The organism is Clostridium sp. D5, from assembly GCF_000190355.1.
GTDB classification, from domain to species: domain Bacteria; phylum Bacillota; class Clostridia; order Lachnospirales; family Lachnospiraceae; genus Faecalicatena; species Faecalicatena fissicatena_A.
In genome coordinates this window covers 52,014-78,923 of sequence record NZ_GL870818.1, presented here as the reverse complement: position 1 = coordinate 78,923, position 26,910 = coordinate 52,014, and the positions used below count along the sequence as shown (strand labels likewise).

Here is a 26,910-nt window from a genome sequence, read left to right as displayed (position 1 = left end):
GAATTTGTCGTCTCACGGCAAAATTCTGAAAGCGGCCTAAGACCCGAAATTATCAAATTTCGGGTTGCATGCCGCTGGACCGCCATTTTCTATGTTTCTTCCTTTAGGGCCTCTTACGTAAACGGAGCGGATTTTTAAAATAGCATATATGCTCACGGCAGGGGGCTGGATTCCCGGTTTTTTAGCGCCCCCATCCGTTCGCGAGTCTAAAGCTCGCTCCTAAGCTCCTATATAAAAAAAGCTATCCCCTTGGCAGAGAGGATAGCTTATATAACTGTAAAGAACAGTTATCGGCAATCACTGAACGGCAATCCACTGATTAAGCCTAAATAGATTATACATGCCGTCATTCTTTTTTTCAAGTGTCATTTCCAGGCAATGCTTCTGGATATCACTACTGTGCATCCAGTTCTGCCACAACAGGCTTCATATTAACCCGGACCTCTTTCTTCGTCTCTTCACCCTGTTCCGGCTCTTCGATGCCTTTCACTTCACGGAATATCTTCATAAATTCCTTACCGGTGATAGTTTCTTTTTCAATCAGGAATGCTGCGATGCCATCCAGCGCCGGCCTGTTCTCGCTTAACAGACGTTTTGCTTCATCATAGGCATTCTTCAGCATAGCCATAACTTCGCCGTCTATTTCGGCTGCTGTTGCTTCGCCGCAGCTCATAACGGGACGTCCGTCCAGATAACGGTTCTGGATTGATTCCAGCCCGATCAGTCCGAACTTCTCAGACATACCGTACTGCGTAATCATCGCTCTGGCGATCTTCGTTGCCTGTTCAATATCATTCGAAGCACCCGTGGTTACGGTGTCGAATACAAGCTCCTCAGCCGCACGTCCTGCCAGCGCACCCACCAGCATAGCCTCCAGCTCTTTTTTGGTATTGAGGAACTTTTCTTCCTCCGGTGTCTGCATGACATAACCAAGGGCTCCCATAGTTCTCGGTACGATCGTGATCTTCTGTACCGGCTCTGCGTCTTTCTGCAGGGCGCTGACCAGTGCGTGGCCAACTTCATGGTAGGATACAATTTTTCTTTCTTCCTCGCTCATAATGCGGTCTTTTTTCTCTTTACCAACCAGCACGACTTCCACAGCTTCGAACAGATCCTTCTGGCTGACTACGTGTCTGCCGTTCTTAACAGCATTGATGGCCGCCTCATTGATCATATTGGCCAGGTCTGAACCGACCGCACCTGAGGTTGCCAGTGCGATTGCCTCCAGATCTACAGTCTCATCCATCTTGACATCCTTGGAATGTACCTTCAGGACATCCACACGCCCCTTCAGGTCAGGTTTATCTACAATGATACGCCTGTCAAAACGTCCCGGACGCAGCAGCGCCGGATCCAGTACTTCCGGACGGTTTGTTGCCGCCAGAAGCAGAAGTCCCTTATTGGTATCAAAACCATCCATCTCTGCCAACAGCTGATTCAGGGTCTGCTCGCGCTCATCATTACCGCCCATGGCAGTATCACGTGTCTTACCAATGGCATCGATCTCATCTATAAATACGATACACGGTGCCATCTGCTGTGCCTGTTTGAACAAATCCCTCACTCGTGATGCGCCGACGCCGACATACATCTCCACAAACGCGGAACCTGACAGTGAGAAGAACGGTACCTTTGCCTCCCCGGCTACCGCCTTCGCCAGCAGCGTCTTACCTGTACCCGGAGGTCCTACGAGGAGTGCTCCCTTCGGCAGTTTTGCACCGATACCCGTATATTTTCCCGGATTATGAAGGAAGTCTACTACCTCCTGCAGGGATTCCTTTGCTTCATCCTGACCCGCAACATCCTGGAAAGTGACTCCTGTCTCCTTCTCTACATACACCTTGGCGTTGCTCTTGCCGATTCCCATCATTCCGCCGCCCTTTGACATGCGCTTCATCAGGAAATTAAACAGTATGACGATCATAATGAGTGGAAGGACGATAGTCACAAAGATCTCAAATATCATCGAAGAAGCGGTGTCAGGCAGTTCCTGCTCAAACTCTACCCCTGCCTTATCCAGCCGTTCTACCAGCTTATCATCACTTGTTCGAACTGCATAATAATCCGGGGCCTTCTCCTCTGCGCTGCTCTTCTCCTCGAGCTGGCTGATCAGATTGGACGCATTATCCTTAGTATCTTCATCCCCTGTCTTAGTGCCTGTCTTACTATCCGTCTTTTCATCCTTTTTTGCATCCTCTTTTAAGGTAATATAAACCTTTGATGAGTCCAGTATTACCTTCTCAACTTTTCCATCATCTACCATTGTAAGGAATTCATCGTACCTGATTTTGGCAGGATTCTTATCCTGCATCAGTGAGTATAATCCCATCACAATAAAAACCGTCAGCAGAGTGGTTACCAGGATGATTCCCCAGCCCTGCCGGTTGTTTTTAGGATTATTGTTATTCTTGTTATTCTGATTGTCCATTCTATGCCTCCTAAAATCCACTATCCCCATTATAAGTACAGGTTCCACATAAATCAATAAAAAGATTATGAAAATATTGTAAACACAGGGCATTTTATAGTATACTGAGAACGAAATATGTCATGAAAAGGAATGTGAAAATGAAAATAGGATTCGATAATGAAAAGTACTTATCTATGCAGTCAGAACATATCCGCGAGAGGATTAACCAGTTCGACAACAAGCTCTACCTTGAATTTGGGGGAAAATTATTTGACGATTACCATGCCGCCCGAGTGCTGCCCGGCTTTGCTCCTGACAGTAAGCTGCTCCTTTTAAAGCAGCTCAGCGACCAGGCAGAGATCGTAATCGTCATCAGTGCACGCGATATTGAAAAAAACAAAGTCCGCGGAGATCTGGGCATCACCTACGATTCCGACGTTCTCCGTCTGATGGATTCTTTTCGGGAAAACGACCTGTATGTAGGAAGCGTTGTCATCACACAATTTTCCGGACAGGAAAGTGCCGTACTCTTTAAAAACCGTCTGGAGAATCTGGATATCCCTGTATACATGCATTACTGCATCAATGGCTATCCATCCAATATCCCTCTGATCGTCAGCGATGACGGATATGGCAAAAACGAATATATCAAAACATCCCGTCCGCTCGTGATAATCACCGCCCCCGGCCCTGGAAGCGGGAAGATGGCAACCTGTCTGTCACAATTATATCATGAGCATAAACGCGGAATTCATGCAGGCTACGCCAAATTTGAAACATTTCCCATCTGGAATCTGCCTCTGAAGCATCCGGTCAACCTTGCATATGAAGCCGCAACGGCGGATCTGAACGATATCAATATGATTGATCCTTTCCATTTGGAAGCTTATGGCGTTACTACGGTTAATTATAACCGGGATGTGGAAATTTACCCTGTTTTGAATACAATTTTTGAAAAAATTTATGGGAAAAGTCCTTACAAATCTCCTACCGATATGGGCGTAAACATGGCTGGCAAATGTATCTGCGACGATGAAGTCTGCCGCGAGGCATCCCGTCAGGAGATAGTCCGGAGATATTTTGCGTCACTGAATTCTCTGCTAGTGGGGACAACTTCAGAGGAGGAGGCCCAGAAAATAGAGCTCCTTATGAATCAGGCCAATGTCACCGTCCAGGACCGCAAGGTCGTTGCAAAGGCTCTGGAGCGCTCGCTGGAGACGCAGGGGCCGGCTGCTGCAATGGAGCTGGATGACGGACGCATTATAACCGGCAAAACGACAAATCTGCTGGGGGCTTCCGCCGCTCTTCTTTTAAATGTATTAAAGGAACTTGCCGGTATTGACCATGAGCTGCATGTTATTTCTCCCGAATCTATAGAGCCGATCCAGAAACTGAAGGTAGATTATCTAAAGAGCAAGAATCCACGGCTTCATACAGATGAAGTTCTGATTGCCCTTTCCGCCAGTGCGGCCAACAGCAAAATGGCCAGAAGAGCTTTAGAACAGCTTCCGAAACTGGACGGCTGCCAGGCACATACCTCTGTCATGCTGTCTGATATAGATATCAAAACATTCAAAAAGCTGGGAGTTCAGCTCACCTGCGAGTCGACTTATGAGACAGACCATGTCTACCATTAACGGGCTGGCATATGCAGGAAAACACGATGAATCGGTTCAAAGTATCCTTTGATTCAATGGAGCATGGGATGTGTGTTGAAATATTGCATGTAGGTCCATTTGATGATGAACCGGAATCTTTTCAGAAAATGGATGGATTCACAGCGCTAAATGGTCTGAAGCGCTCTGAAAAATGGCACTGTGAGATTTATTTAAATAATGCGAAACGGGTTCTGCCCGGCAAGCTGAAAACGATTTTGAGATATCATGTGGAAGAGTCTCTCTGACGGACACACTTCGATAAGACGGGAACCCTACTGGAAACTGTAGGATGCCCGTCTTTTATGATAGAATTTATCCGTTTGATTTTAACGTCTGACTTTTCATAATTGGCTTTTCACAAAATAATACATAACTGTCTGATGTTATTTATTCAAATCTTTTCTTTTTCCAAGCCCCGATTGCCCCAGCACCTGATAAGAACGCTGCTGCGAAGAAAAATCCTGCACTTGATGTATCTCCGGTCTTCGGACTTTTTGATTCATCCTTAGCTTCCTCTTTCGTCTCTGGCTTTGTCTCTGGTTTCGTCTCATCCGCTGCCACTATCGAAAACGTTGTCTTTACTACTCCGCCTGTATAAACAGCTTCCATTGTATGCGTCCCTACTCCTAAGCTTGTTAAGAATTCCGGAGACAGAGTGTATCTGGCCGCACCGGATCCATCCACGCTGTACTGTGACTGCTCCAATACCTTTCCGTCCACCTTTAAGGAAGTATATGCACTTGGGTCACCGCTCAATTCAAACCAGAGCCCATCTTTGGTGCCCATGCGCCATGATGTGCCTGCTCCAGTTGTAAACTCATAAGTCTGTGACTTAACAGTATATATCCTCATTGCAATGTCTTCTTTGGCATCTCCACTTTGCATAAGCAAAGTGACCCCTCTTGCATCCAGCTGGGCTCCGGCATATTCTACTGACGCCTGAGATGGGGCTAACACCCAGCTTAAAGATACGCCTTTGCTGTTGCTGTCTGACACCTCTCTTAAAATAGATAGGATATAATCATCCAGTGACTCCTTAAGAAAAAAAGAATGTGATTTAACATATTCGGTGATCTTCTGTTTCACTTCTTCAAAGCCCGCTTTACTGTCACTGTCCCCAAGCTTATCGATTATCGTTCCGTCTGTCGCCGGATTAAGCTTCCAAGCATACGTTTCTTTTAAACCATCATTCTTCAAAATCAGGGTTCCTGTAATGCTTCCATTTGAGGATGCTGTTGCTTTTTTGAGAGTAAAAGGACCCTCCGTTGCCCATTCCGCTGTATATCCCTCAGGGAGTTGTTTGGAAAGTGCAGACAAAACATCATTTGCTGTCGTATCATTTGTAAATGTTGTCTGATTAAGTGTAGCAGCGGCCTTTGCTTTCAGAATATTATAATTCGTAAAATCATGTTCGACAGTTTTGATATAATGGTTCCCTGCCCCGTCATCTAATGAAAGCTGAACCACACACTTTGTCTGAATGTTAACTGCCGGATCTTGGTACCAGAGTACTTGAACAGATACTCCAGACACTCCTCCTGCTTCTATTGCACTTCCCACCTTTTCTATGATAGAGTCCTTCAAACTAGTAGATATGAAGTTCTCCCAGCTCATACCGTTTATAACTTCTGTGGCGATGTCTTTTGCCTTCTGGATATCCGCCTGCATCTGTTCCTGCTCTTGCTTTACGTCATCAAGAGATGGAAGGATAAGCCTAATATCCTGCTTTGTCTGGTATCCACCCCCTGTCTTTATATTAAACACCTTTACATAAACATCTATATATCCTTCTTCTTGGTCAGTGGCCAATTCAGTTCCCGTAATTCTTACTACCACATCAACTAAAGGATTGTTTATTGTTTCGACAATTGCCGCTTTTATTTCCTCTGGTGTCGTGTCATTATTAGCGGGATATTCTTCTACCAATGCTATTGCCGTAAGAGTGTAATTGTAAATATCCGTATCAGTAAGCTCTTTCTCTGCTTCCTTCTCTTCTACAGAAGCTTCCTTGGCAGTTTCAGCCATCAGTACTGTTGGCTGTGCTTTTTCATCTATAGCAGTTCCTGATAAATTACTCTCTCCTGCAGCATCTGCTGGCTTCGTCTCCGGCTCTGTTTCTGTGGATGCTTCCGGCATTGATTCTGTATCTGCCGGAGCTGCTGATTCAGGCGCGTCTGGTGTCACATCTGCCTGTCCCTCTTCTGCTGCGATTGTCTCTTGGTTTTCCGGTGCTGCTGTAGTTGCCTCAGGCTCTGTCACTGCCGCCTCTGGCGCCTCTGGCGCTGTTGCTGCTTCCGCCTCAGCATCTTCCGCTACACTGGCAGGAGCTGTCTCTGATACCTCTGCAACAGCAGCCGGGTCTGTATCACTGGCCTTTACCTCCAAACCAAATGCCCCTGTACAGAGAGAAGCTGCCATGATCACTGCCAATGCCATGCTGGACAGTCTTTTTCCTTTTTTCATTCTCCATATCTCCTTTCAATTCCCCGGCAGTCTTATGTGATTTCTTTCTTATTAAGTCCCTTATATTTTATTGCTGCCGGATTCTAAAATAATTAATAATGTTATTATACAGTAAGTGGAATTGAGTTTAATGGATTCACTAAACTGTTGTTATTTATTGTCAATTTCATTGTATCTAAAAAAATACTGTATTTTTTTATTATTTTGGTATATACTTTTTAAGTATTTTTAGGCACTCATTTCATACAAGGAGGATTATATGGCAGTAAAATATGTATTTGTTACCGGTGGAGTTGTTTCTGGACTTGGAAAAGGAATTACCGCTGCGTCACTTGGCCGGCTGCTGAAAGCCCGTGGATATACTGTGACGATGCAGAAGTTTGACCCTTATATCAATATCGACCCAGGAACAATGAACCCGGTACAGCACGGTGAAGTATTCGTAACGGATGACGGCGCAGAGACAGACCTGGATTTGGGACACTATGAACGCTTTATTGACGAAAGCCTGACGAAGAACTCCAATGTTACGACAGGAAAGATTTACTGGTCTGTCTTACAGAAGGAACGCCGCGGTGATTTTGGCGGCGGAACGGTACAGGTTATCCCCCACATCACCAATGAGATCAAGAGCAGATTTTACCGCAATCCTGCTGCAAAAAACATTGAGATCGCCATCATAGAAGTCGGCGGAACCGTCGGTGACATCGAAAGTCAGCCCTTTCTGGAATCCATTCGGCAGTTCCAGCACGAAAAAGGCCATGAAAATGTAATTTTAATTCACGTAACCCTGATTCCCTATCTGAAAGCTTCACAGGAGATGAAAACAAAGCCGACCCAGGCAAGTGTGAAAGAACTCCAGGGAATGGGAATACAGCCGGATATCATTGTCTGCCGCTCCGAGTATCCTCTGGATGCCGGCACGAAGGACAAGATTTCTCTCTTCTGCAATATCCCTGCAAATCACGTACTCCAGAACCTCGATGTTGAATATTTATACGAAGCCCCCCTCGCCATGGAACAGGAAAATCTGGCTCAGGTTGCATGTGAATGCCTGCATCTTGACTGTCCCAAACCTGACCTGAAGGACTGGACTGAGATGGTGGACAATCTCCGCAATCCCACGCAGGAAGTTCGTATTGCTCTTGTAGGTAAATATATCCAGCTACATGATGCTTACATCAGCGTTGTAGAGGCGCTGAAACACGGCGGAATCTACAGCCATACAACCGTTAACATCAAATGGGTGGACTCCGAGACCGTCACTGCAGACAATGCAGCCGAGATATTCGGCGATGTAAGCGGGATCCTGGTTCCCGGCGGATTTGGCGACAGAGGCGTTGCGGGGAAGATCGAGGCAATCCGCTATGCCCGCACAAGCGGCATTCCATTCCTGGGCCTCTGCCTGGGGATGCAGCTTTCCATCGTAGAATTCGCAAGAGACGTACTCGGTTACAACGATGCACACAGCATGGAGCTTCAGCCCGACACCACACATCCCGTCATCCATATCATGCCTGACCAGATCGGCATTGAAGATATAGGAGGAACCCTGCGGCTCGGCTCGTACCCCTGCGTTCTCAACAAGAATTCCAAAGCTTACCGTTTATACGGCAAAGAAGAAATCCAGGAGCGTCACCGCCACCGTTACGAGGTAAACAACGACTACCGCGAGGCTCTGGAAGAACACGGCATGATGCTCTCCGGTCTGTCACCTGACGGCAGAATCGTGGAAATGATCGAGATCCCCGAACATCCATGGTTCATCGCAACGCAGGCACACCCGGAACTAAAATCCAGGCCGAACAGACCACACCCCCTCTTCAAAGGCTTCGTAGAGGCGGCTCATTGTAGGAATGGGCTGCGGGAGGGGTAAAAAGTACGCCTGCACGGTACGGGACGCAGGAGGTCTCTGCACTGCTTTCTGGAGGCTTTCCGTTTGCTTAGAATTGCTAACCAAAAATCACGCCGGATTTGGAGGCACCGACGGCATTCACCGCACAATCCTGATGATTGTGCGGCTCAGGCCGTCTTAACATTTGCTTTGGAAAGCAAATGTTAGCCTCCAAATCCGGCGTGATTTTTGGTAAGCAATTCTAACGCGCACTCTACGCTTCCAGAAAGCAGTGCAGAGACCTCCTGCGTCCCGTACCGTGCAGGCTATGTTCATCCAACGGTAGACAGCTCACTTCCTGGGGGGATTCTGCGGGGGAGGCGGATTGGGATGGTGGATGCGGATCGTACTGTGAGGGGCAAGGAGCAAGTTGCTCTTTTTTATCCATCTGGCTTACAGAATTTCCGCCCAGACGGCTCACATACACTGCACCCGTTAGGACACCTCCCTGAGCGCTCCCTCCCGATCGGATGCGTCCAGCTGTGAAAGAGGTGAGTCTGGCTTGTGCGGAAGCTGTGTATGCCGTTTCAAAGCCAGACTCACCTCTTTGACAGCGCCCCCCGCCCCCACTTACTTCCGATATATTCTACGATCCTTATTGACGCCCATGCGCCGAATGCGCCGACAAGCAGCCCCACGAGTACGTCGCTTGGGTAGTGTACACCCACATACAGGCGGGAGAAGGCAATCAGGGCTGCCAGTATTATTGAGGCGATTCCCCAGAATCTGGGCAGCAGTCGGTAGTATACAAGTGCGGCCGCGAATGATGCGCATGTATGGCCGGACGGGAATGAAAAATCATGCTGTCTTTCTATTAACAGTGTTAACCCCTGCACTACTTCGTATGGGCGGGTCCTGGCCACCAGGTTTTTGAGCGTTACGTTTGTTATCAGTGCTCCAATGGCTATGGCCACTATCGCTGTGATTCCTGCTTTTCTTGTTTTCCTGGGAATCAGCAGAAGGAAGGAAACTGTAAGCCAGAACCAGCCAGAATCCCCGAGTGATGTAATAAACTTCCAAAAGGAATCCATCCAGTCATGCCGGATATATTCCTGTATTGCCAGTAAGATATTTCCGTCCAGCTGTAAAAGAAAATCCATAAATACTCCCTTCTAAATGACATTGTGCATGTTAGTAATTCAAAAGTATAACATAATATTCTTAAATAGGGAACCCAAAGTTACCGCTACGCTGTGGCCAGTGGAGTAGTGCTATCGGAAATTCAGGTCAGTTTAACAGCCAGTTAATTAATATTTGATGTACTAACCTGCGGCTTTTTATAATCCCCCTGTTACGGCAGCTCTCTGATCTCCGATTCACTTAGAGGATTGACATGGACCATACAGTGCTTAACTTCCGGGAACTCCATCTCAATCCTCGAATGAACTCCTTCGGCTATTTTATGCGCCTCACTTAATGTCAGGTTCCCATCTGCAGCGATTTCTATATCCACATAGGTTCTTGCGCCAAACATTCTGGTTCGTATTTCATCTATCTTTGCGACTCCCGGATTTTCCAGGGCGGTCTGCCTCATGTCCTGGATAGTCCTGTCATCACAGGATTTATCCACCATCTTGTTCATTGCGTCATAAAAGATATCCCAGGAGGCCTTTCCGATAAATATACAGATAACGATGCTTGCCAGCGGATCCAGTGCGGGGAAGCCCAGGCGTGCCCCAAGAATTCCCGCAAAAGCACCGATCGAGGAGAGGGAATCCGAACGATGATGCCAGGCATCTGCCATCAGCGCCCCCGAATTTATTTTCTTCGCTGCCGCTCTTGTATACCAGTACATCCACTCTTTTACTACAATAGATATGACTGCCGCGGCAAGTGCCAGTATGCCCGGAGTCTCCGTTGTCTCCAACCCGCCTGCAATCTTTTCTATCCCGCTGACCCCAATCCCCACTCCTGTAGCAAACAAAACCACCGCCAGAAGAATCGAAGCCACACATTCCATCCGGTCATGTCCGTATGGATGTTCCTTATCAGACTTTTTGCCGGATATGGTCACTCCAATCATAACAATCACCGTGCTGAAAACATCCGATGCTGAATGAATGGCATCTGACATCATGGCACCCGAGTGAGCCACCAGGCCGGCCATCAGTTTAAAAGCCGATAATATGAGATTCACCACTATACTGACCATTGATACATGCATGGCAATTTTATTTGATTCGTTCATAATATAAGCCTCCTGTTCAAAGGGGTCTGACCCCTTTGCGTTCCATTTTCAGAATATTCACAAAAAAGACACCCCCGGAACAATAAACGAAAACTGTCCCGCAGATGTCTTTTTATCTGCTGCCGCCGTCCGACGGCCCGGTTATGTGTTACGGCCTGTTATGTAACATAACCTGTTCAGTTTGTACTGTAGTTATAATATGCAGTGCAAAGAGTTTCTCTATATAATATGCAATCCTTCTTTTTTTGTCAATACCTTTTCCAAATCCGCTATCGATATTTTTATCATTTTTATCATTTTTCATTCAGGCGGATTTTCTTCCACTAATGGAATATCTTCCGCGCTAATCTGGCTTACATAGCAAGAGGCGGCTGTTACGAAGAAAATAATTCGGTAACAGCCGCCTATCTATGAGGGGGTCGTTTTATGCATTCTACATATTTGCCTTCATTCTGTATTTTTTCTCTTTTTTAATGATCTCTTTTTTTCTGCCTTCCTCTTTCCCGCGTGCTTCTGCCGGCCTGTGAGGATTTGTTACTTCGTCTCTGTGTACGCTTCCCAGCTCTTCCCTGATCTGCATCCTGTGGAAATCCTTTTTATGGTTTACACCTCCGCAGAAGTCTTCGAAAGCATATACCATTCTGTTCCAGATGCTTAAATTGGAAATCTTCTCTACTGAAAGCTTCCTGACCGAGCGGAGCCAGTATTCTGCAAGAATCCAGCAGACTATCACCAGTGCTGCCGCCGAGATAAATAAGATAAAAAGTTTTTCTAACATAGCTTCCACTCCCTTCTGCCTCTCCTGTTATCTTTATATTATCCCTTACGCCATAATTAGTCAATATATTTATTTATATTACATATTTTTTTCTGTCTTTTTATATTATCTCTTCCATTTATCCATCTTCTTTTCTTTTATTCTACCGTTAATCTGCTATTTTTCTATGCTATTTTTGTATGCTTCTGCCGCCGGGTCTTTCATGTTATACTGGCGGTACCACTCTTTATTGGCATCATTTCTCAATACATCCGAACGATTTTGTGACAAAAATCTGACGAGTGGGTAGACATCCACCCAGATCTCATTGTTTCCTTCTCTCTGTGATTCATCGAATATCAGCTGAAGGCCAAAATGCAGATGATAAGTGTCAATATTATTTACGTTCTCCGTAGTACTGTAACCGGTTCTTCCCATGTAGCCGATCACGTCTCCCGCCTGGACTACATCACCTTCTTTCAGATTTTCCGCAAACGGAATGTTCTGCCGCAGATGTGCATAGTAATAGTACCTTTTCCCATCGAAACTGTTAATACCAATCCGCCAGCCGCCATACTGGTTCCAGCCCATGACGGTTATATAGCCTGACTCAACAGCAATCACAGGTGTCCCCACCTGCCCCATCATATCGTGCCCCAGATGATTTCTATGATATCCATAGCTTCTTGACACCCCGAAGTCATCATAATCCGAATATGGAAATGTTTTTGCTATGGGGCAGTACGCTTTCAACCCGTAATACTTTTTCCATACCTTTTTATCCGAGCCCTCCTCTGCAGGTTTTTCTATCTCATACTCTCCTATCATTCCATCCAGGACTGCCCCATATGCCTCACGGTAATACCCGTAATACTGCATGTCTGCAGTCAGTTCTTCCATGGTTGCATCTCCTGCCAGCAGCTTATCGGCAATCACTGTCATATCACTTTCTGAGTACCGTGAAAAATCCCCTCCATATTTTGCACCCAGATAAGCCAACAGCTCCACCCAGCTCAGATGGACATCCTCCTCATAAGTCTCCACATCATATGTATAAGCCCTGTTCAGAGCCTCATAGGTTACATTAAATTCCACCCACTTGATATATTCCTTCTTATTCTCCTCCTTAGTATCCTCGCCCTGTGAATTCTCCCCCTGTGTACTCTCCCCCTCTGTACCCGCTCCCTGCGTACTCTCTTCCTGCTCATTCTCTCCCTGCACCTGCTTTTCCTCACTGCCAGTGCCTGCACTTCCTCCTGCATTGACAGAGACACTCTCCAAGCCGCTTCCCCTGCTTACTTTTTGCCCATTACCGTCGGTATCCCCGGCCTGCCAGACACATACAACCAGAAGCAGCAGCAGAATTTCTACAGTAATCCCAAACGGGGAAATCAATCGTTTACGCATATATTTGGACACCTTCTAGGATAAACTCTTAATAGTCTATGCACCATGAACGCAACAAATACTTCTGAATATACTGAATACAAACAACAATTATGATGTCAGGAGCAGATTATGCATCTTATCTCATCACTTCTATTCGCAATTTCTGCAAATATAGACAGCTTCATCGTCGGTATGTCCTACGGAATTAAGAAATCGAATATTGACCTTCTAAAGAGCACTGTCATCAGCCTTGTGACACTGACAGGCACCGTGATCGCCATACTGATGGGCACTGAAATCTCACGGTTCCTGCCGGCCTCCTCCACCCAGGCCATAGGCTGTGCTCTTCTGATCGGCCTCGGGCTGTACTATATTATAAAATCTTTCTGCGGCTATATCAAAAAAAAAATAAAGAAAGCCGAAGTAAAGACAAATGAACTTAATTCCGGAGCAGAAAGCGAAACTCAGGCCAAAGTCTCCCTTCTCACCATGAAAGAAGGCCTGTTCCTTGGCCTTGCCCTCTCCATCAATAACTTTGGTATGGGTATCGGAGCCAGCATAACCGGACTAAGACTCATTCCCACTGCTATCATGTCCCTGATCGTGTCCGTCGTCTTTTTGTATGCCGGCAACCTGATCGGAAAAACAAAAGTCCCTCACATATCCGACCAGGCCGCCGATATTATCTCCGGCCTGATCCTGGTAGCCCTGGGCATATACGAACTCCTGGCCTGAGACGCATTTTTTCATGAAATAAAAACCGGGCTATTACGGCAGGAGCTGTGTCTCCTGCCGTAATAGCCCGGTCCCTTAAAGCGTCCCCATACCAACGCGCCCTGTTCCCTGATTCATTCGCTGCTGCACCTGCTGATAAAAGTCTTCATCCCCCTGATACCCGATGACATAGAAACTGGTTAATATGTACATACTGATTTCTTTTCTCCTCGCCTCATCTTCCATCTTTTGCAGCATCTCCTGAATATCCTTCAGAAAATAATGCCAGTCCGTAATGAACTTCTGGTATTTCTCCAGCTCCGGCGTATCAATCCACTTTTTGACCTTTATTTTAGAGCGGTTTTCCTTCCTGCACTCATTTGTCTGCAGAAAATACTGAAAACTTCTGTTCTCGTAATATCTCCCCAGCGGGAAAAGCCTGCAGATCCCCGGCCTTGCATCATGGATACTGCATCTTCCCTGACTGTTCAGAAAAACGCAGCTTTCTCCCTCCCCATCCATCCTCAGGTTCGGCAAAATCAAACCATCTACCACATTCAGGTCGATCTTATCGATCAGAATCTCCTCAAACTTCGCACCCAGAGCGGTCGATATCCGGTGCACATCCAGCGGGTCCAGAACAATTGTATTTCCCATGCCCCTGCAGCACGCGGAACATCCCTCACAGTCCCTGCAGTCTGCACGTACCATATCATTCGGACCATAAAGTCTCCCGTCCGAGATTTCTTCAATCCTGACATATCTTTCCATATCTGTATCTCCTTATCCTGCACAAATATCCTGTTCATCAAACAGAGCCGCCACCGCACTTTCATACGCAGCCAGCTTCTCTGACTTTTTTATTTTTTTGGCGTACTTCTCATAATTAGTAAATACGGGGGACATATAAAACCACATTTCCTTCATTTTAAACAGGATTGTTTTTTCCCCGTATAAAATTTTCTGATAGTCCCGGTATATCTGATCATGGAACGCAAGCAGCGTGTCCTTACGCATTTTTCCTTTTCCCCGTATGGATGTAACCAGCCCCGGATTAGAAAGAATGCCTCGCCCCAGCATCACACAATCAACTTTAGGAAATGTTACTGTAAACCGTTCAAAGTCCTGGGGTGTAAAAATATCGCCGTTATAGCAAACACGGCATCTGCATCTTTCCAATGCCTCCCCGAATACCTGCCAGTTTGGCGTATTCCTGTACATATCCGCCTGAAGCCTTGGATGGATGATCAGTTCACTGATCGGATACTGGTTATAGATATCCAGGAGGCTTTCAAATTCATCAGGACCGTCCTTTCCGATCCTCGTCTTTACAGATATTTTCATATCCGTGTACTCAAATATTTCTTTCAAAAATCTGTCCAGCTTATCTGGAAATGCCAGAAACCCAGATCCCCGTCCCTTCGACACAACCGTCTTTGAAGGACATCCCAGGTTCAGGTTTACTTCACTGTATCCATACTTTTTAAGCTTCCCGGCTGTCCTGATAAAATCCTCCGCCGAGTTCGTCAGAATCTGCGGTACCGCATCCATCCCCTCGTTGTGTTCGGGCAGAATGTCGTTCTTCTCTTTTGAACTCAGATGTCCGAACTGATTGGGGCTGATAAAAGGAATAAAATACCTGTCCATTTCCCCAAAACATTTATAATATGCATTCCGGTAAACATATCCCGTAATGCCTTCCAGCGGCGCCAAATAAAATTTCATGTTCTTACTCTTCCTTTTTCCAATTTTCCCTTCTCAGTATAACATCCTGCTTCTCTGAGGTAAATAAAACTTTCAGCTCCATTTTTCCTTCCGATATGATCAGGCCCAGAAGTGTAAGTCCTGCTCCGGCCGCGGCCATCCCGGACAGCTCCTCGTGCAGGATCAGCACAGACATCACAATCGTCACTACCGGCACAACATAGATATATACACTGGTACGCACGGCTCCCAGTATCTGTACTGCAAAATTCCATGTCACAAAACAGATAGCCGATGCCCCGGCTCCCAAAAAGAGAATATTCAGCAGGTTCACAGGATCGAAAAGCCTCGTGATCCCCAGATGGAAATCAAATATAAAGGCGGCAGGAATCATGAAAAGGATTCCGTAACCGAATGTGTGCCGTGTTGTCTGAATCGTGGAATATCCGTAACTGCTGATCTTCTTCGTCAACACAGAGTAGCATGCCCATACAAAAGCTGCTGCCAGTGCCAGAAGATCACCTTTGGGATTCAGAGCGAATCTCTGTCCGCCAAAACTGATCATGCAGATTCCTGCAATGGCAACTCCGAATCCCAGAAAGAACGACAGACGCAGCCGGCCTTCCTCTTTCATAAAGATCTGGGTCAAAAAGGCCGTAAAAAAAGGAGCCGCCGAGATAATGACTCCTACATTCGATGCAAGTGTATAAGTCAGTGCTATATTTTCCAGCAGAAAGTACAGACATATGCCGCATAAGCCCGCAGCCGCAAAAACCCACTCCTGTTTTTTATCCTTCAGCCTTATAATCCCCGGTTTTGCCGCCAGCAGCAGAAGGTAGCCTATGACAAATCTTATAATCAAAATCTCTACCGGCTGAAAATCCTTGAGCAGTATCTTTGTGGAGATAAACGTTGTTCCCCAGACCACAATCGTAAATAATGCCGCCAGATGCCCGGCTCCATTACGGTTTTTCATTATTCATCCCCTCTTCCCTGCCCGAAGCAAAAATATCGCTGTAAGCGCCCGGTGCCACTCCGGTAAACAGCGTAAAGAACTTAGTAAAATGACTCTGGTCCGAAAATCCGGTCTCAAGCGCTACTTCCACGGGTGCCAGGCCATTCTGCAGCAGTTCCCGTGCTTTGTTGATGCGGACAGTCTCCAGATACCGGTAAGGCGTGATCCCACGGGTCCTGGTAAAAGCGCGCAGCAGGGTGGACTTGCTCAGTCCCGCTTCCCTGCAGATGTCCTCCAGTGTTATGGCGGATTCATAATGAGAATCCATAAACGCACATGCCCGGTCAATCTCTGCTCCGCATTCCGGCAAACCGGTAAGAAATGGTTTTTCATAATTTTCAAGCAGCCCCTCCAGAAGGAAGAGGAGCTTTTCCTCTTTCTCAAATTCCCTGGATTCTTCTGTAATCATGCGGTGCACGTCCTGCAGATACCCACTCAATATATCATCCTGGATCGCATTCTGCGAAAACCCCGGCAGATATTCCCGGCCTGTCACTTCCCCAACGAGCTTTTTCATCACCTTAGGTGAAATTCCCAGGCTTCGGTAATCCAAAGGGTCAGCCCCGATCTGCGCACAGGAATGATTTTCATCCGGATGAAACAGAATGATATCTCCTTTTTTGACTTCACACTCTGTATTTTTACATGAAAGCGCGCGCCTTCCCGCCTCAATAAATCCAATCGTATAATACTCATGGAAGTGATTCGGAAATGCGCGGCTAATTCCAACGAAACGGTAAGCTTCTATCTGAAGTTCTTCATCATAGTATACTGTCCGCATTTCTTTTTTCATACTGCCCTACCTCACTGTCTGTATTTTTTGATGTCCATACTGTTAGTTATACTACACTTTCTCCAGATTGGCTTGTATCATATCTTCAATCTTGGAATTTCCAAATACAGCGAAAGCCAGTTTTTACTTTCCTCTGCCGTCAGCCGGACATACAGATTACCTTCCATAGCCTCCGCCAGATGCTTTGCGATGGGGAGTCCCAGCCCTGTACTGCCCTGCTTTCTGGCTCTGTCCCCTGTGTAAAATCTCTCAAACAGAGATTCTGCATCCTGTTTATCCAGCATGTCCGTATCATTTTTCAGCTGCACAAGCACCTTATCCTGATCCGCAGTCAGACATACGGAAAATGTACTCAGGGCGTACCGCCCTGCATTCTGCAGCAGATTCTGAAAAATCCGTTCCAGCGCTTCCTCATCCCCGCGGACAAAAAACGGAATATCAGGAATCTCCACACTGACATCCAGATTCTTTAATTTCAGTTCCTGATAGGAATCAATGACGGTCTCCCGCAGTATCCTGCCAATGTCCATTTTCTGCAGTTTCAGCCTGTAGTCCTCTGCAGTCAGCCTGGACAGATCATAAAACTGTGCAGTCAGTTTCTTCAGTGCGAGCGCCTTCTTTTTAACCACTTCCAGGGACTCTCTGTCCTCAAAGTCCAGAGAGTCCCTGTCAATCAGATCCAAAAAACCGATGATCGCCGTAAGCGGCGTACGCAGGTCATGGCTGATATTTTCAATTTGATTTAATAGTTCCCGTTCCTTTTTCCCATAACGGATCCTTGCTTTACGGATCTCTGTCAAATTCCTGTTGATCTCCGCCAGAAGTTCCTCCAGCTCTTTTTGAGGGACAGCCATCTTCACCACCCGGTTCTCTTCCAGTTCACCGGTAATCTCCCGCAGCTCCCCGGCGGCCAGCCGGACAGCGCGCTTCAGCAGCACGAAACGCATGCAGAAATAAACTGCCGCCGCACATGCAACTGCTAATAAGATATATACCATTTCTACATGCACCTCCCTGATCTATTCAATCTCTTTTTTATGGAAAGCCAATATGCCCCCCACATAGAATACCAGAATACCAATGGTGCCTGCTATCAGACATTTTGCCACGCCTTCCGGTGTATCCCACAGACAACTGTAACCTGACATATTAACAGAGACTTCGTATTTTAGGTAATTCCAGGGCATCCATTCCGATATTCTTTCAATGGATTCTATTTTCAGCCCCAGAAAGAAGCAGACTGTGGGCACTCCCCCCATAATCCCAATCCACCAGAGACCGACCGTTGCTTCTTTTTTAAACCGGCAGCACAGAGCGGATGCCAAAACAACGGAAGCAACGGCAGCCGGAAGATTCACCGCAGTGCCCTTCAGCAGTTGTCTGAGCGGAAGGCTGCCTTCTGATTTTAAAAGCAGAAAAGCGCCGCCAATATAAACAGCCATAATCACAAGCATACTCAAAAATGCGGCCGCCGCGCATACAATACATTTTCCGGTAAAGAAGGCGTTACGGGAAATACCAAAAGAAATCGCATTCTTCAGGGTACCGTTCTTATACTCATCCGAAAACAGAAATACAACGATGATCAGGCCGGCCATAAGCAGCATAGACATACTGCCGGTCAGCATGTTCAGAGAAAAGGCCACCGTAGAATATGGGAAATCCGGAGTCAGCCTGTCAAAGGCAAACAAAGTTAGATTCATCAGCACGGTAAGGCCTGCAAGCACCGCTGTCGCCCAATAGATTTCCCTTCCGTGCAGAATTCTGTAAAATTCACTCTTCAAATAGTTTAACATGACAATTTCCCCCTCTCCTTTAAGTCCATGTAATATTCCTCCAGCGACATCTGCTTCTGTTCCAGGCCCACGATGCCGATTCCATGTCCGGACGCCAAACCGCTGTATGCTTCAGCCGGAAACTGCGGGTTCTGAATCCTTATCTGAAAGTCCGGCATCACCTGATACTGCACGCCTTCCATCTCTTTTTCAAGCAGCGCTGCATAGCGTTCCGGGTCGCTTACCTTAATCTCCAGATAACCGGCACAGTCCTCGTGCAGCTTCTCAGCCGTCAGTTCCCGCAGCAGCCAGCCCCGGCTTAAAAAGCCATAGACAGTGGCGATCTGTTCCAGTTCCGAAAGAATATGGCTGGAAATGATGATTGTAATGTTCTTTTCCCGATTCAATTTTAACAGGAGATTCCGCATCTCTATGATACCGCTGGGGTCCAGGCCGTTGATCGGCTCATCCAGGATCAGCAGCTCAGGCTCTCCAAGCAGGGCTATGGCAAGCCCCATCCGCTGCTTCATCCCCATGGACAGAGCGCCGCATTTTCTCTTTCTTTTATCCCAGAGCCCCACTGACTTCAATGTTTCCTCAATCCGGTTCTTTCCCGGTATCCCCTTCTGTATCCGGTAATACTCCAGATTCTTTTCTACTGATAGTTTTGGATATAGTCCCGGTTCTTCGACAATCGCTCCTGTGCGCTTCCTGTTCTGCTCCAGTTCTTTTTCAGAATATGCGCCGAATAACTTCAGTTCTCCCCCTGATGTATAGATCTGCCCGGTCAGCAGTTTTAAAAATGTGGTCTTTCCCGCACCATTGTCGCCGATCAGGCCGTAAATATCTCCGCGTTTCACCGTAATATCCACATCTCTAAGAGCCGTAACATCCTTGTATTTCTTCGTAACACTTCTGGCTTCTATGACATGTTCTTTCATTATCTTCTCCATTCCTTTCTTATGTGATTGCCTCTTGACGTAAGTTATTGTAGCCCGGCGGCTTTTAATAAGTCCTCAAGAAAGTTTAAAGAAACTATAAAGATTATGCCATTTTAAATCCGATTCCCCAGACCGTTCGGATATACTCTTCCTCTGGATCGGCCGCCGAAAGCTTTCTGCGCAGATTACTGACATGGACGTTCACCGTATTGTCCTCTCCATAATAACCGCCCTTCCACACCTGCTCATACAGATTTTCACGGGAATACACTTTTTCCGGATCCTTTATTAAAAGATACAGAATGTCATACTCATGCATGGTCAGGGGCAGCTCCTGCCCTGAAATCTCGGCCTTACGGGAATCTGGATGGAGATTCAGCTTCTTATATGTATAGAATGCGGTCTCCTTTTCTGTCTTTCCGGCTTCTATCTTATAACGCCTTAGTGCCGCATAGACCCTTGCCAGAACTTCCTGCGGCTCAAACGGTTTTGTCAGATAGTCATCCGCGCCGTTTTTGAGGGCGGCCACTTTCGTCTCCAGGCCGGCTTTGGCCGACAGCACCAGAATCGGAAGATCCAGTCCCATCTCCTCTCTCACTGTTACAATCAGCTCCTCTCCGCTCATGCCCGGGAGCATCAGATCGAGCAAAATCAAATCAGGCGCTTCCAGCCGGAGCAGCAGTTTTGCCTCTGTTCCTGAAAACGCCTGTATCGTATCATAACCATCCTGCATCAGAATCCGGTGCAGCAAATGGTTTATATCTGTATCGTCTTCAACAATTAAAATCTTCTGCCTGTCCATCTCTTATCTCTCCTCCATACGGTCTCATTGTACACGATAATTTCACAAAAAGAAAGAGGGGATCTTGAACGTCGGGTTGTGCTTTCATGGGGGAAGGGGCGCCAGGCGGACTGGAAGCCGCAGGCCTTCCTGCCTGTAAGGGCGGTTTAAAATCCTGACCGCTTGACGAAGAAGCACTAATAGAGGCAGAGGCGCACAGAAGGGCACATCCGATATGCAGCGAAAAAATTGATATTTTTTCGTCTTAGATCGGACTGAAACTTGATTTGGAAAATCAAGTTTCATCCCTTCTGTGCGCCTCTGCCTCTATAAGTGCTTCTAATCGTCCGCTTTAAGGAGTTTTAAACCGCCCTTACAGGCAGGAAGGCCTGCGGCTTCCAGTCCGCCTGGCTAGGTTCATCCAGTCAGCAGGATAAAACGAGTTCGCTGGGGGATCCTTGACCGGGTGCAGTGGATGGGGATTGGGTATGCGGGGGGGTGCATTATTCGTTAGTATTCACCTATCCGCGAATGAGGCTAAAGCTCATTCGCTATTTTCCGCCCTGGTAATTTCGGTATTTATGATATCCCAGGATCAGGCAGACGACACCGACGGTCAGTGCGGTCACGAGATGCATACCGATCTGTTCCCCGGAGAATCCAAAGCTCCAGTTCATTGGAAGATAGAAGGGCATGGACGTCATGAAATGATTCACTGCCCTGGTCAGGCGATAGCCAAGAATCCACATGGATGAGAAGACTTTCAGCCATACGAGCGGTACCAGGAACAGAACTAGTGATACTACTACGGTCAGGAAAGAATTTCTGCACAAGGAAGATACGGCCAGCACCATTCCTGTCAGCAGAAGTGCTCCCGCCAGTCCCAGGGCAGACATTGACAGGAGAAATCCTGCGATGCTGCCGGGACCATAGCCGAAAAAGCTGACTCCTGCCAGAACGGCTGAGGCGTCCAGGCCCTGTGTTCCGAACACGAGCAGATAGATGGCCCAGATATATGCCGTGAACGCAAGGTATACTATTGCAGTAAAAGATAGCGCTGCGGCTATTTTCAGCCAGATGCCGCTCTTTTTCCCGCGCTGGGTAGACAAAAGGATATCTGCGGTTCTCAGAGTATATTCTTCCGAAAATACGGGGGAAAGGCCGATGATAAATACCACAAACAGCAACAGGATGCCGACCATTCCGTAGGTCTCCTGAAAATCCTGCCAGCCGTAAAAATAATCGAACTGCAGATTTTCCCTGAGGAGCGGTGCGGCGTTTTGTTCCCATTCTTCACCCTCATAAAAATGAATCTGGGACGGGTCATCCCCGCCGGTCTGGTGATAATTGGTCATCTGCTCTGTTACAAACTTGCTGCAGAAGTTTCCTGCATTGCTTTCCGTTTTATCATCATAGTAATAGAAACCGTACTTTTCATAGATTTCCTGTACCTTTTCCGCGGTTAAAATTCCTGCATGTTCTGCCGTCAGCTTCTTGTCTTTTTCTATCGCCTCTTTTCCAGTATAGCTCTGTCCGTCAATCGTCACGGAATAGTCTTTCTGTACCATAATAAGCCGGAAGGTTACAAAGGCAAACAACAGGAACACGCCGCACCAGATCACTTTCCGGGATGCAATTTTATATAATTCTTCTTTCCAGATTTCCCACATTATCCGATGCCTCCTCAAAATAATACATATATACATCCTCCAGCCCCGGCTGTGCCGGCACTGCTCCCTCGCAGGGACAGGTATCCGAGACAAGTCTGAGATAGATCCTGTCTCCTTCATTTCTCAGGTTACTGACTGCAAAGGACGCATTCAGACGCTGCGCCTCCGTCTCGTCCGCCAGGTATTCCCACACCCTGCCTTTCACGCTCTCTGTCACATCCCTGGGTGATCCCTGCTCTATGATGCTTCCGTCCTTCATCAGCAGTATATGATCCGCGATGAACTCCACGTCGGAGACGATGTGAGTGGACAATATTACGATCCGGCTTTTGGATAGCGCACTAATAATATTGCGGAACCGGATTCTCTCCTTGGGATCCAGTCCGGATGTAGGCTCATCCAGAATCAGGATTTCCGGCTCATTCAGGAGTGCCTGTGCAATTCCCAGTCTTCGGATCATGCCTCCGGAAAATGTCCTGATCTTCTGTTTTTGTGCGTTTTTCAGCCCCACAAGTTCCAGTACTTCCTGCACCTTTTCCCTGGATATCTCCTTCGGAACTGCTTTGCAGGCAGCCAGGTATTCCAAATACCGCTTTGCCGTAAAATCCGGATAATATCCAAAATCCTGGGGCAGATATCCCAACATGCACCGGTATTCCCCGTCCAGTACACGGATCGGTACACCATTGCAGAAAATGTCACCGGAGGTGGGCCGGAGAACTCCGCAGAGCATACGGAGAAGCGTGGTCTTCCCCGCACCGTTTGCCCCCAAAAAGCCGTATACCCCTTCTTTTAAATGCAGTGATACTTTATCCACCGCAATTTTATTTTTAAATTGTTTTGTCACTCTGTCCATTATTAATTCAGGCATAATCCTTCCCCTCTTTCTATTTTCCCCAGCATGTGGAATACTTCCGCCGCCAGCAGCACACAGCCTGCGGCTGCCAGAGCTCCCCATACTGGTAAGTATACCGCTTCATATGCATCCTCCAGAAACATAGGGAACAGTGCAAGAATCCCGCAGACTATGCCTGCCGTAAGCTGACGGTAGCCTTGCTGCAGGCTGTGAAATGCAGTCAGCATATACAGATACAGAGTGTCTGACCAAAGAAACGGAACCAGCATATACAATAGATACGCTCCTGTGCCGGCGTCATTCTGCCCTCCTGCAATTCCTACAACAATTCCTAATACTAACAAATCTGCAACGCCGCCAAACAGCATTTGAATGCAGACCATCTGTTTCAGGTTCAGGTACAGTGTCTGCTCCAGTTCTGCCATGTTCCTGGAAAAAAGGCGGCCCAGGCCGCTCAGGCTTATGTTTCCCGCAAACACCAGAAATACGGCGCAGACAGCTATGGCCTCCTCTCCATCTGCCCCTTTATTTCCAAGATAGAGGACCAGAGCCATGGCGGCAAGTAGAATGGCTCCCTGCACAGTCCAGTACTTCCATGTCTGGAACCTGAGCTGGCTCAGGATATTTGCTGCCAGAGACGGACACTGCCGGATCTGCTTGTTTTCTCCTTCCTGCCGAATCCGCCGCAGGCTTTCACTCTTTCTTCTTTCATCCAATGGGAATCTCCAGAATTCCCCTCCTGTTTGTCTATTCATAGAAATCCTCCCTGTTCAAAAGCTGCTGCAGCTTTCCAAGTCCCTGATTTACCCTGGACTTTACCGTCGCGCAGGATGCCCCTGTCATATGGGCAATCTCCCTGTTTTTGTAGCCATAAAAATGATGCAGGAGTACTGCTTCCCGCTGCATGTCCGGAAGCTTCATAAGTGCTTCGGTCAAAAGCCTGCTCTGTTCCATCACCTCAATGGCCTGTGCGGTAGTATCCAGTTCCCGCCCGCCTGTTTCTGCCTCTTCGCGGACAGCTGGTCCGCCTTGACCTGCCCCATTCGCCTCTATGTGTTCCCCCGCCCCTATAACAGTGCGCGTCCGCCCTGTCCCGTGGAAATAACTCCTGCACAGGTTCATGGCAATAGTCAGAAGATACCCTTTTAGATTACTGTAACGGTAATGCTCTGCATAACGTATGAAACGGAGAAACGTCTCCTGCGCCAGATCATAGGCATCTTCCCGGCTGCCGGTCTGATAACAGCAGAAATAATAAATGTCATCGTAGTATTTCTCCGCAATTTCATTCAGATATTCTTTCTGTCCGCTCTGAATCCGCCTGATCAGTTCTCTGTCCTCCAAAAAACGCTCCCCCTTCCTCTTTTCGTAAAACGTCTTACTCTCAATATAATCCTTTTTGTACCCAAAAGGATTTAAAATCAGCAAAAAAAATCCCGATATGCATTTTTCAACCATACCGGGAATAGATACCATCTCTGTATTCTATTATATGGAACCCTTAAAAAAGCCGTTTTCTCAGCTTGCTCCACAGATGTCTCTGCACATACTCATATGCTCTGTCATAGATCCACAGTCCCACCTGTCCTGCGGCAATCAGGCCAACCGTCCACACGGCGGAAAGATTCCTGCCAAACAAAAGCTGCTCAAATGCAATCAGCACAGGAATGTATAAAATATTGAAAACAAGGTACTTTATTACCCAGAACAGCACTTTTCTGTTTACTTTGGCCGTCGTCCGGCCCAGCATTACAAATGTCTGTTCAATAAAAAGTATATAAAAGCCCATGGCCGCAAAGGAAATAACATAAAGTTTATTGGGCGCCACAATAAATCCGAGCAGCACTGCCGCGATATAAAAAGCCGCCCCTGTCCGCATTCCTGTCTCCCGGATAATAATTCCCACAAAGTAGGACGCCGCCGCAAGCAGAAATAAGGTATTTGACTCTATCACACTGCCCAGCACCATACAGACAATTGTCAATGCCAGCAGCAATCCTCCGAAAGCCATCTTCTTTGCCTTTACATGCATGAACAAAGATCTCCTCCCATACATTCACATAAGCTGTCCGCGCACCACAGGTCACAACAAAGATTGCCTGTACCGCAGGACTGGTTTCCGCTTCCGTACCCACCCCCGTAAGGGTTGTTCTGATACCGCTGGCTGTTCCACTCCAGCTGGTTCAGAAGCTGACGGTACTGCGGATTATTGGGATCCAGATTGACCGCCTGGCCCGCATGGTCCTTTGCCAGCACGTTATTGCCCATGCCCATGTTGGCTGCCGCGCTCAGATAATACCACTGCGCATCACGCTGGGGCATGCGGTTCAGCAGATTGACCGCTTCCTGATAACGTCTTGAATTGATATAATTGACGGCAGCCTGCATCTCTGCATTCTGAGGGCCGCTGCTCTGCTGGTAACCGCCTGACGAACCGCCGTATCCGTAGCCATAGCCGCCTGAGCCGCTGCCGGATCCATAGCCGGCATAACCGCCGCCCTGTTCCCGTTCTTTCATAATTACATCATAGGCTTCCTGTACTTCTTTAAACTTTTCTTCCGCCAGATCAGCCAGCGGATTATTTACATTCGCATCCGGATGATATTTTCTTGTAAGATCCCTGTATGCTTTTTTTATTTCCTCATCCGATGCACTCTGGGAAACGCCCAGCACATCATATGGATTCTTTGCCATTCTGATTATCCTCACTTTTCTTCTTTTGTTCCTGCATCTTACGATAACGGGTCCACACACCATCATATAATATATTCCGGAGAATGTCTACATCTAATAGACAGGGAAGCAGTTCAAACTGCGCGCTGCACTCTGCGATCATCATACAGAGCAGCTCCTTGCACCGCTCCTCATAGTCCTCTCTCCCGCTTAATTCCTTCAGTGGATTATAGCTTCCGGACTTCATATCCTTCTCCAGATCTTCGTAAGCATCCATAATATAGATGAACTTACCGAGGTAAAAGGCCATCTTGCGGAGCCTTCCCTCCCAGAGATCTTCCCGGAATACGAACATCTCCGCCATTAGCCTGCCAAAGCACCCGGCAGGCCGATCAATATCCTGCGTTTCCTCTTTTTCAAAAGCTGCAAGAGCTTTCAGTTCTTCCTCAATGACACGGCTCTGTCTCGGATACTTCTTTACGACCTTCTCCGCCCTGCCTTTGAGAGCGTGAAATCCGGCAAATCCGCTGATCTTCTTCTCATCCTCCCAGTCGTCCTTCATATGGTAATAGGCCAGAAGCACATTCATGTCGGCCGCATATTCTGTCACATCATTCTGAAGCATGTTCTGCTTCTTCACAGGATGAACCTTACAGCGGTGGCTGGAGAATCTGGTTTCACTCTCATATAATGAAGTCAGCAAAATAACTGCGAACGTCATGTCATAGGTCAGGGTCATCTGCCCCAGACCTCCGAAACGCTCTTTCAGCGTCCGGCACAGTCCGCAGTAATATGCTTTATATTTTCTTAAATCCTTAACTTTGAGCTCAGGCTCACATATCGTTACATAACCAAACATAGTCCGCACAAGTAATGTATCAATGATACATTTTCTCCTTTTTGCTGCATATGTATGCTATTATAACATCAAAATTTCCTGTTGGAAAGATTAAATCGGGATTTAGCTCACGAGCTTTAGACTCGGGAGCGGATGGAGGGGGCGCTTACCGTGAGCCGGGACGGACTGTGAAAAGCACCTGTCCTGTTGGAAATACAGCCGCTGCGCCAAGCAGCAGTAAGAGGAAATCCGCAAAATCAGTCAGAACCGAACGCATTCACCGTTTAATCTGATGATTAAACGCCTCAGGCGTTCTAAAAATCTGCTTCGGAAGCAGATTTTTTCTGACTGATTTCACGCATTTCCTCTAACTGCTGCTATGCTCGCTAAA

26 protein-coding genes and 1 riboswitch are annotated in these 26,910 nt (G+C 47.2%); of the genes, 4 read left to right on the top strand and 22 right to left on the bottom strand.

The window, feature by feature from the left end; all coding sequences use genetic code 11:
* Window positions 1-394 precede the first annotated feature (394 nt).
* Entirely contained in the window at window positions 395-2,428 is a 2,034-nt protein-coding gene (ftsH, locus tag HMPREF0240_RS18835) for an ATP-dependent zinc metalloprotease FtsH (protein WP_083806375.1), read from the bottom strand.
* A gap of 140 nt (window positions 2,429-2,568) precedes the next feature.
* On the opposite strand from ftsH, the gene HMPREF0240_RS18830 reads away from it, so the two are divergent.
* Entirely contained in the window at window positions 2,569-4,047 is a 1,479-nt protein-coding gene (locus HMPREF0240_RS18830) for a DUF1846 domain-containing protein (RefSeq protein WP_009005009.1), read from the top strand.
* 11 nt (window positions 4,048-4,058) lie between these two features.
* On the top strand, window positions 4,059-4,313 hold the full coding sequence (locus tag HMPREF0240_RS18825) for a GyrI-like domain-containing protein (protein ID WP_009005008.1): 255 nt from the start codon (window positions 4,059-4,061) through the stop codon (window positions 4,311-4,313).
* 142 nt (window positions 4,314-4,455) lie between these two features.
* Here the strand turns inward: HMPREF0240_RS18825 and HMPREF0240_RS18820 are convergent, their stop codons facing one another.
* Window positions 4,456-6,531, bottom strand: a complete 2,076-nt coding sequence (locus HMPREF0240_RS18820) for an LPXTG cell wall anchor domain-containing protein (RefSeq protein ID WP_009005007.1) — start codon at window positions 6,529-6,531, stop codon at window positions 4,456-4,458.
* A gap of 259 nt (window positions 6,532-6,790) precedes the next feature.
* Here HMPREF0240_RS18820 and HMPREF0240_RS18815 point away from each other — a divergent pair, with 259 nt between their 5' ends.
* A complete protein-coding gene (locus HMPREF0240_RS18815) occupies window positions 6,791-8,407 on the top strand; it encodes a CTP synthase (protein WP_009005006.1) in 1,617 nt (538 codons plus the stop codon).
* 557 nt (window positions 8,408-8,964) lie between these two features.
* Here the strand turns inward: HMPREF0240_RS18815 and HMPREF0240_RS18810 are convergent.
* The 5 genes from HMPREF0240_RS18810 to HMPREF0240_RS18795 form a co-directional block, all read right to left on the bottom strand.
* Window positions 8,965-9,525, bottom strand: a complete 561-nt coding sequence (locus tag HMPREF0240_RS18810; protein ID WP_009005005.1) for a phosphatase PAP2 family protein — start codon at window positions 9,523-9,525, stop codon at window positions 8,965-8,967.
* A 191-nt stretch (window positions 9,526-9,716) separates the two neighbouring features.
* The gene (locus HMPREF0240_RS18805) at window positions 9,717-10,613 is read right to left on the bottom strand and encodes a cation diffusion facilitator family transporter (protein WP_009005004.1); all 897 of its coding nucleotides are present in this window, start codon (window positions 10,611-10,613) and stop codon (window positions 9,717-9,719) included.
* A gap of 91 nt (window positions 10,614-10,704) precedes the next feature.
* Window positions 10,705-10,803, bottom strand: a riboswitch (NiCo riboswitch).
* Window positions 10,762-10,917 (bottom strand): hypothetical protein, encoded by a 156-nt coding sequence (locus HMPREF0240_RS24500; protein WP_157134260.1) that lies wholly within the window; start codon window positions 10,915-10,917, stop codon window positions 10,762-10,764. (Overlaps the previous riboswitch by 42 nt.)
* A gap of 129 nt (window positions 10,918-11,046) precedes the next feature.
* Window positions 11,047-11,391, bottom strand: a complete 345-nt coding sequence (locus HMPREF0240_RS18800; protein ID WP_035314178.1) for a hypothetical protein — start codon at window positions 11,389-11,391, stop codon at window positions 11,047-11,049.
* A 156-nt stretch (window positions 11,392-11,547) separates the two neighbouring features.
* A complete protein-coding gene (locus HMPREF0240_RS18795) occupies window positions 11,548-12,777 on the bottom strand; it encodes a M23 family metallopeptidase (RefSeq protein ID WP_009005002.1) in 1,230 nt (409 codons plus the stop codon).
* 111 nt (window positions 12,778-12,888) lie between these two features.
* Between HMPREF0240_RS18795 and HMPREF0240_RS18790 the strand changes: the two genes are divergently transcribed.
* Window positions 12,889-13,494: a manganese efflux pump gene (locus HMPREF0240_RS18790; RefSeq protein WP_009005001.1), complete on the top strand. Its 606-nt coding sequence runs from the start codon at window positions 12,889-12,891 to the stop codon at window positions 13,492-13,494.
* Between the two features lie 75 nt (window positions 13,495-13,569).
* On the opposite strand, the gene HMPREF0240_RS18785 is transcribed toward HMPREF0240_RS18790, so the two are convergent.
* The 15 genes from HMPREF0240_RS18785 to HMPREF0240_RS18715 all read right to left on the bottom strand — a co-directional run bounded on the left by HMPREF0240_RS18785 (window position 13,570) and on the right by HMPREF0240_RS18715 (window position 26,540).
* The gene (locus tag HMPREF0240_RS18785) at window positions 13,570-14,244 is read right to left on the bottom strand and encodes a YkgJ family cysteine cluster protein (RefSeq protein WP_009005000.1); all 675 of its coding nucleotides are present in this window, start codon (window positions 14,242-14,244) and stop codon (window positions 13,570-13,572) included.
* A 12-nt stretch (window positions 14,245-14,256) separates the two neighbouring features.
* On the bottom strand, window positions 14,257-15,198 hold the full coding sequence (locus HMPREF0240_RS18780) for a tRNA-dihydrouridine synthase family protein (protein ID WP_009004999.1): 942 nt from the start codon (window positions 15,196-15,198) through the stop codon (window positions 14,257-14,259).
* A 4-nt stretch (window positions 15,199-15,202) separates the two neighbouring features.
* On the bottom strand, window positions 15,203-16,153 hold the full coding sequence (locus tag HMPREF0240_RS18775) for a DMT family transporter (RefSeq protein WP_009004998.1): 951 nt from the start codon (window positions 16,151-16,153) through the stop codon (window positions 15,203-15,205).
* Window positions 16,140-16,985 (bottom strand): AraC family transcriptional regulator, encoded by an 846-nt coding sequence (locus tag HMPREF0240_RS18770; RefSeq protein ID WP_009004997.1) that lies wholly within the window; start codon window positions 16,983-16,985, stop codon window positions 16,140-16,142. Before HMPREF0240_RS18770 ends, HMPREF0240_RS18775 begins: the two co-directional genes overlap by 14 nt.
* Window positions 16,986-17,062: 77 nt before the next feature.
* On the bottom strand, window positions 17,063-17,983 hold the full coding sequence (locus tag HMPREF0240_RS18765; protein WP_035314175.1) for a HAMP domain-containing sensor histidine kinase: 921 nt from the start codon (window positions 17,981-17,983) through the stop codon (window positions 17,063-17,065).
* 21 nt (window positions 17,984-18,004) lie between these two features.
* Window positions 18,005-18,781: an ABC transporter permease gene (locus HMPREF0240_RS18760; protein ID WP_009004995.1), complete on the bottom strand. Its 777-nt coding sequence runs from the start codon at window positions 18,779-18,781 to the stop codon at window positions 18,005-18,007.
* Window positions 18,775-19,701, bottom strand: coding sequence for an ABC transporter ATP-binding protein (locus HMPREF0240_RS18755; protein ID WP_009004994.1), 927 nt, complete (start codon window positions 19,699-19,701; stop codon window positions 18,775-18,777). Before HMPREF0240_RS18755 ends, HMPREF0240_RS18760 begins: the two co-directional genes overlap by 7 nt.
* 103 nt (window positions 19,702-19,804) lie before the next feature.
* A complete protein-coding gene (locus tag HMPREF0240_RS18750; protein ID WP_009004993.1) occupies window positions 19,805-20,503 on the bottom strand; it encodes a response regulator transcription factor in 699 nt (232 codons plus the stop codon).
* 530 nt (window positions 20,504-21,033) lie between these two features.
* Window positions 21,034-22,152: an ABC transporter permease subunit gene (locus tag HMPREF0240_RS18745; RefSeq protein WP_035314172.1), complete on the bottom strand. Its 1,119-nt coding sequence runs from the start codon at window positions 22,150-22,152 to the stop codon at window positions 21,034-21,036.
* A complete protein-coding gene (locus HMPREF0240_RS18740) occupies window positions 22,121-23,023 on the bottom strand; it encodes an ABC transporter ATP-binding protein (RefSeq protein ID WP_035314170.1) in 903 nt (300 codons plus the stop codon). Before HMPREF0240_RS18740 ends, HMPREF0240_RS18745 begins: the two co-directional genes overlap by 32 nt.
* Complete coding sequence (locus HMPREF0240_RS18735) at window positions 23,011-23,763, bottom strand: hypothetical protein (protein WP_009004990.1); 753 nt, start codon at window positions 23,761-23,763, stop codon at window positions 23,011-23,013. The genes HMPREF0240_RS18740 and HMPREF0240_RS18735 overlap by 13 nt, the downstream gene beginning before the upstream one ends.
* Window positions 23,756-24,352: an RNA polymerase sigma factor gene (locus HMPREF0240_RS18730; protein ID WP_009004989.1), complete on the bottom strand. Its 597-nt coding sequence runs from the start codon at window positions 24,350-24,352 to the stop codon at window positions 23,756-23,758. Before HMPREF0240_RS18730 ends, HMPREF0240_RS18735 begins: the two co-directional genes overlap by 8 nt.
* A gap of 157 nt (window positions 24,353-24,509) precedes the next feature.
* On the bottom strand, window positions 24,510-25,040 hold the full coding sequence (locus HMPREF0240_RS18725; protein ID WP_009004988.1) for a hypothetical protein: 531 nt from the start codon (window positions 25,038-25,040) through the stop codon (window positions 24,510-24,512).
* Window positions 25,031-25,702 carry a DnaJ domain-containing protein gene (locus tag HMPREF0240_RS18720; protein ID WP_009004987.1) on the bottom strand — a complete coding sequence of 224 codons (672 nt, stop codon included), beginning with the start codon at window positions 25,700-25,702 and terminating at the stop codon, window positions 25,031-25,033. Before HMPREF0240_RS18720 ends, HMPREF0240_RS18725 begins: the two co-directional genes overlap by 10 nt.
* Window positions 25,683-26,540 (bottom strand): DUF5685 family protein, encoded by an 858-nt coding sequence (locus tag HMPREF0240_RS18715; RefSeq protein ID WP_009004986.1) that lies wholly within the window; start codon window positions 26,538-26,540, stop codon window positions 25,683-25,685. The genes HMPREF0240_RS18720 and HMPREF0240_RS18715 overlap by 20 nt, the downstream gene beginning before the upstream one ends.
* Window positions 26,541-26,910 lie beyond the last annotated feature (370 nt).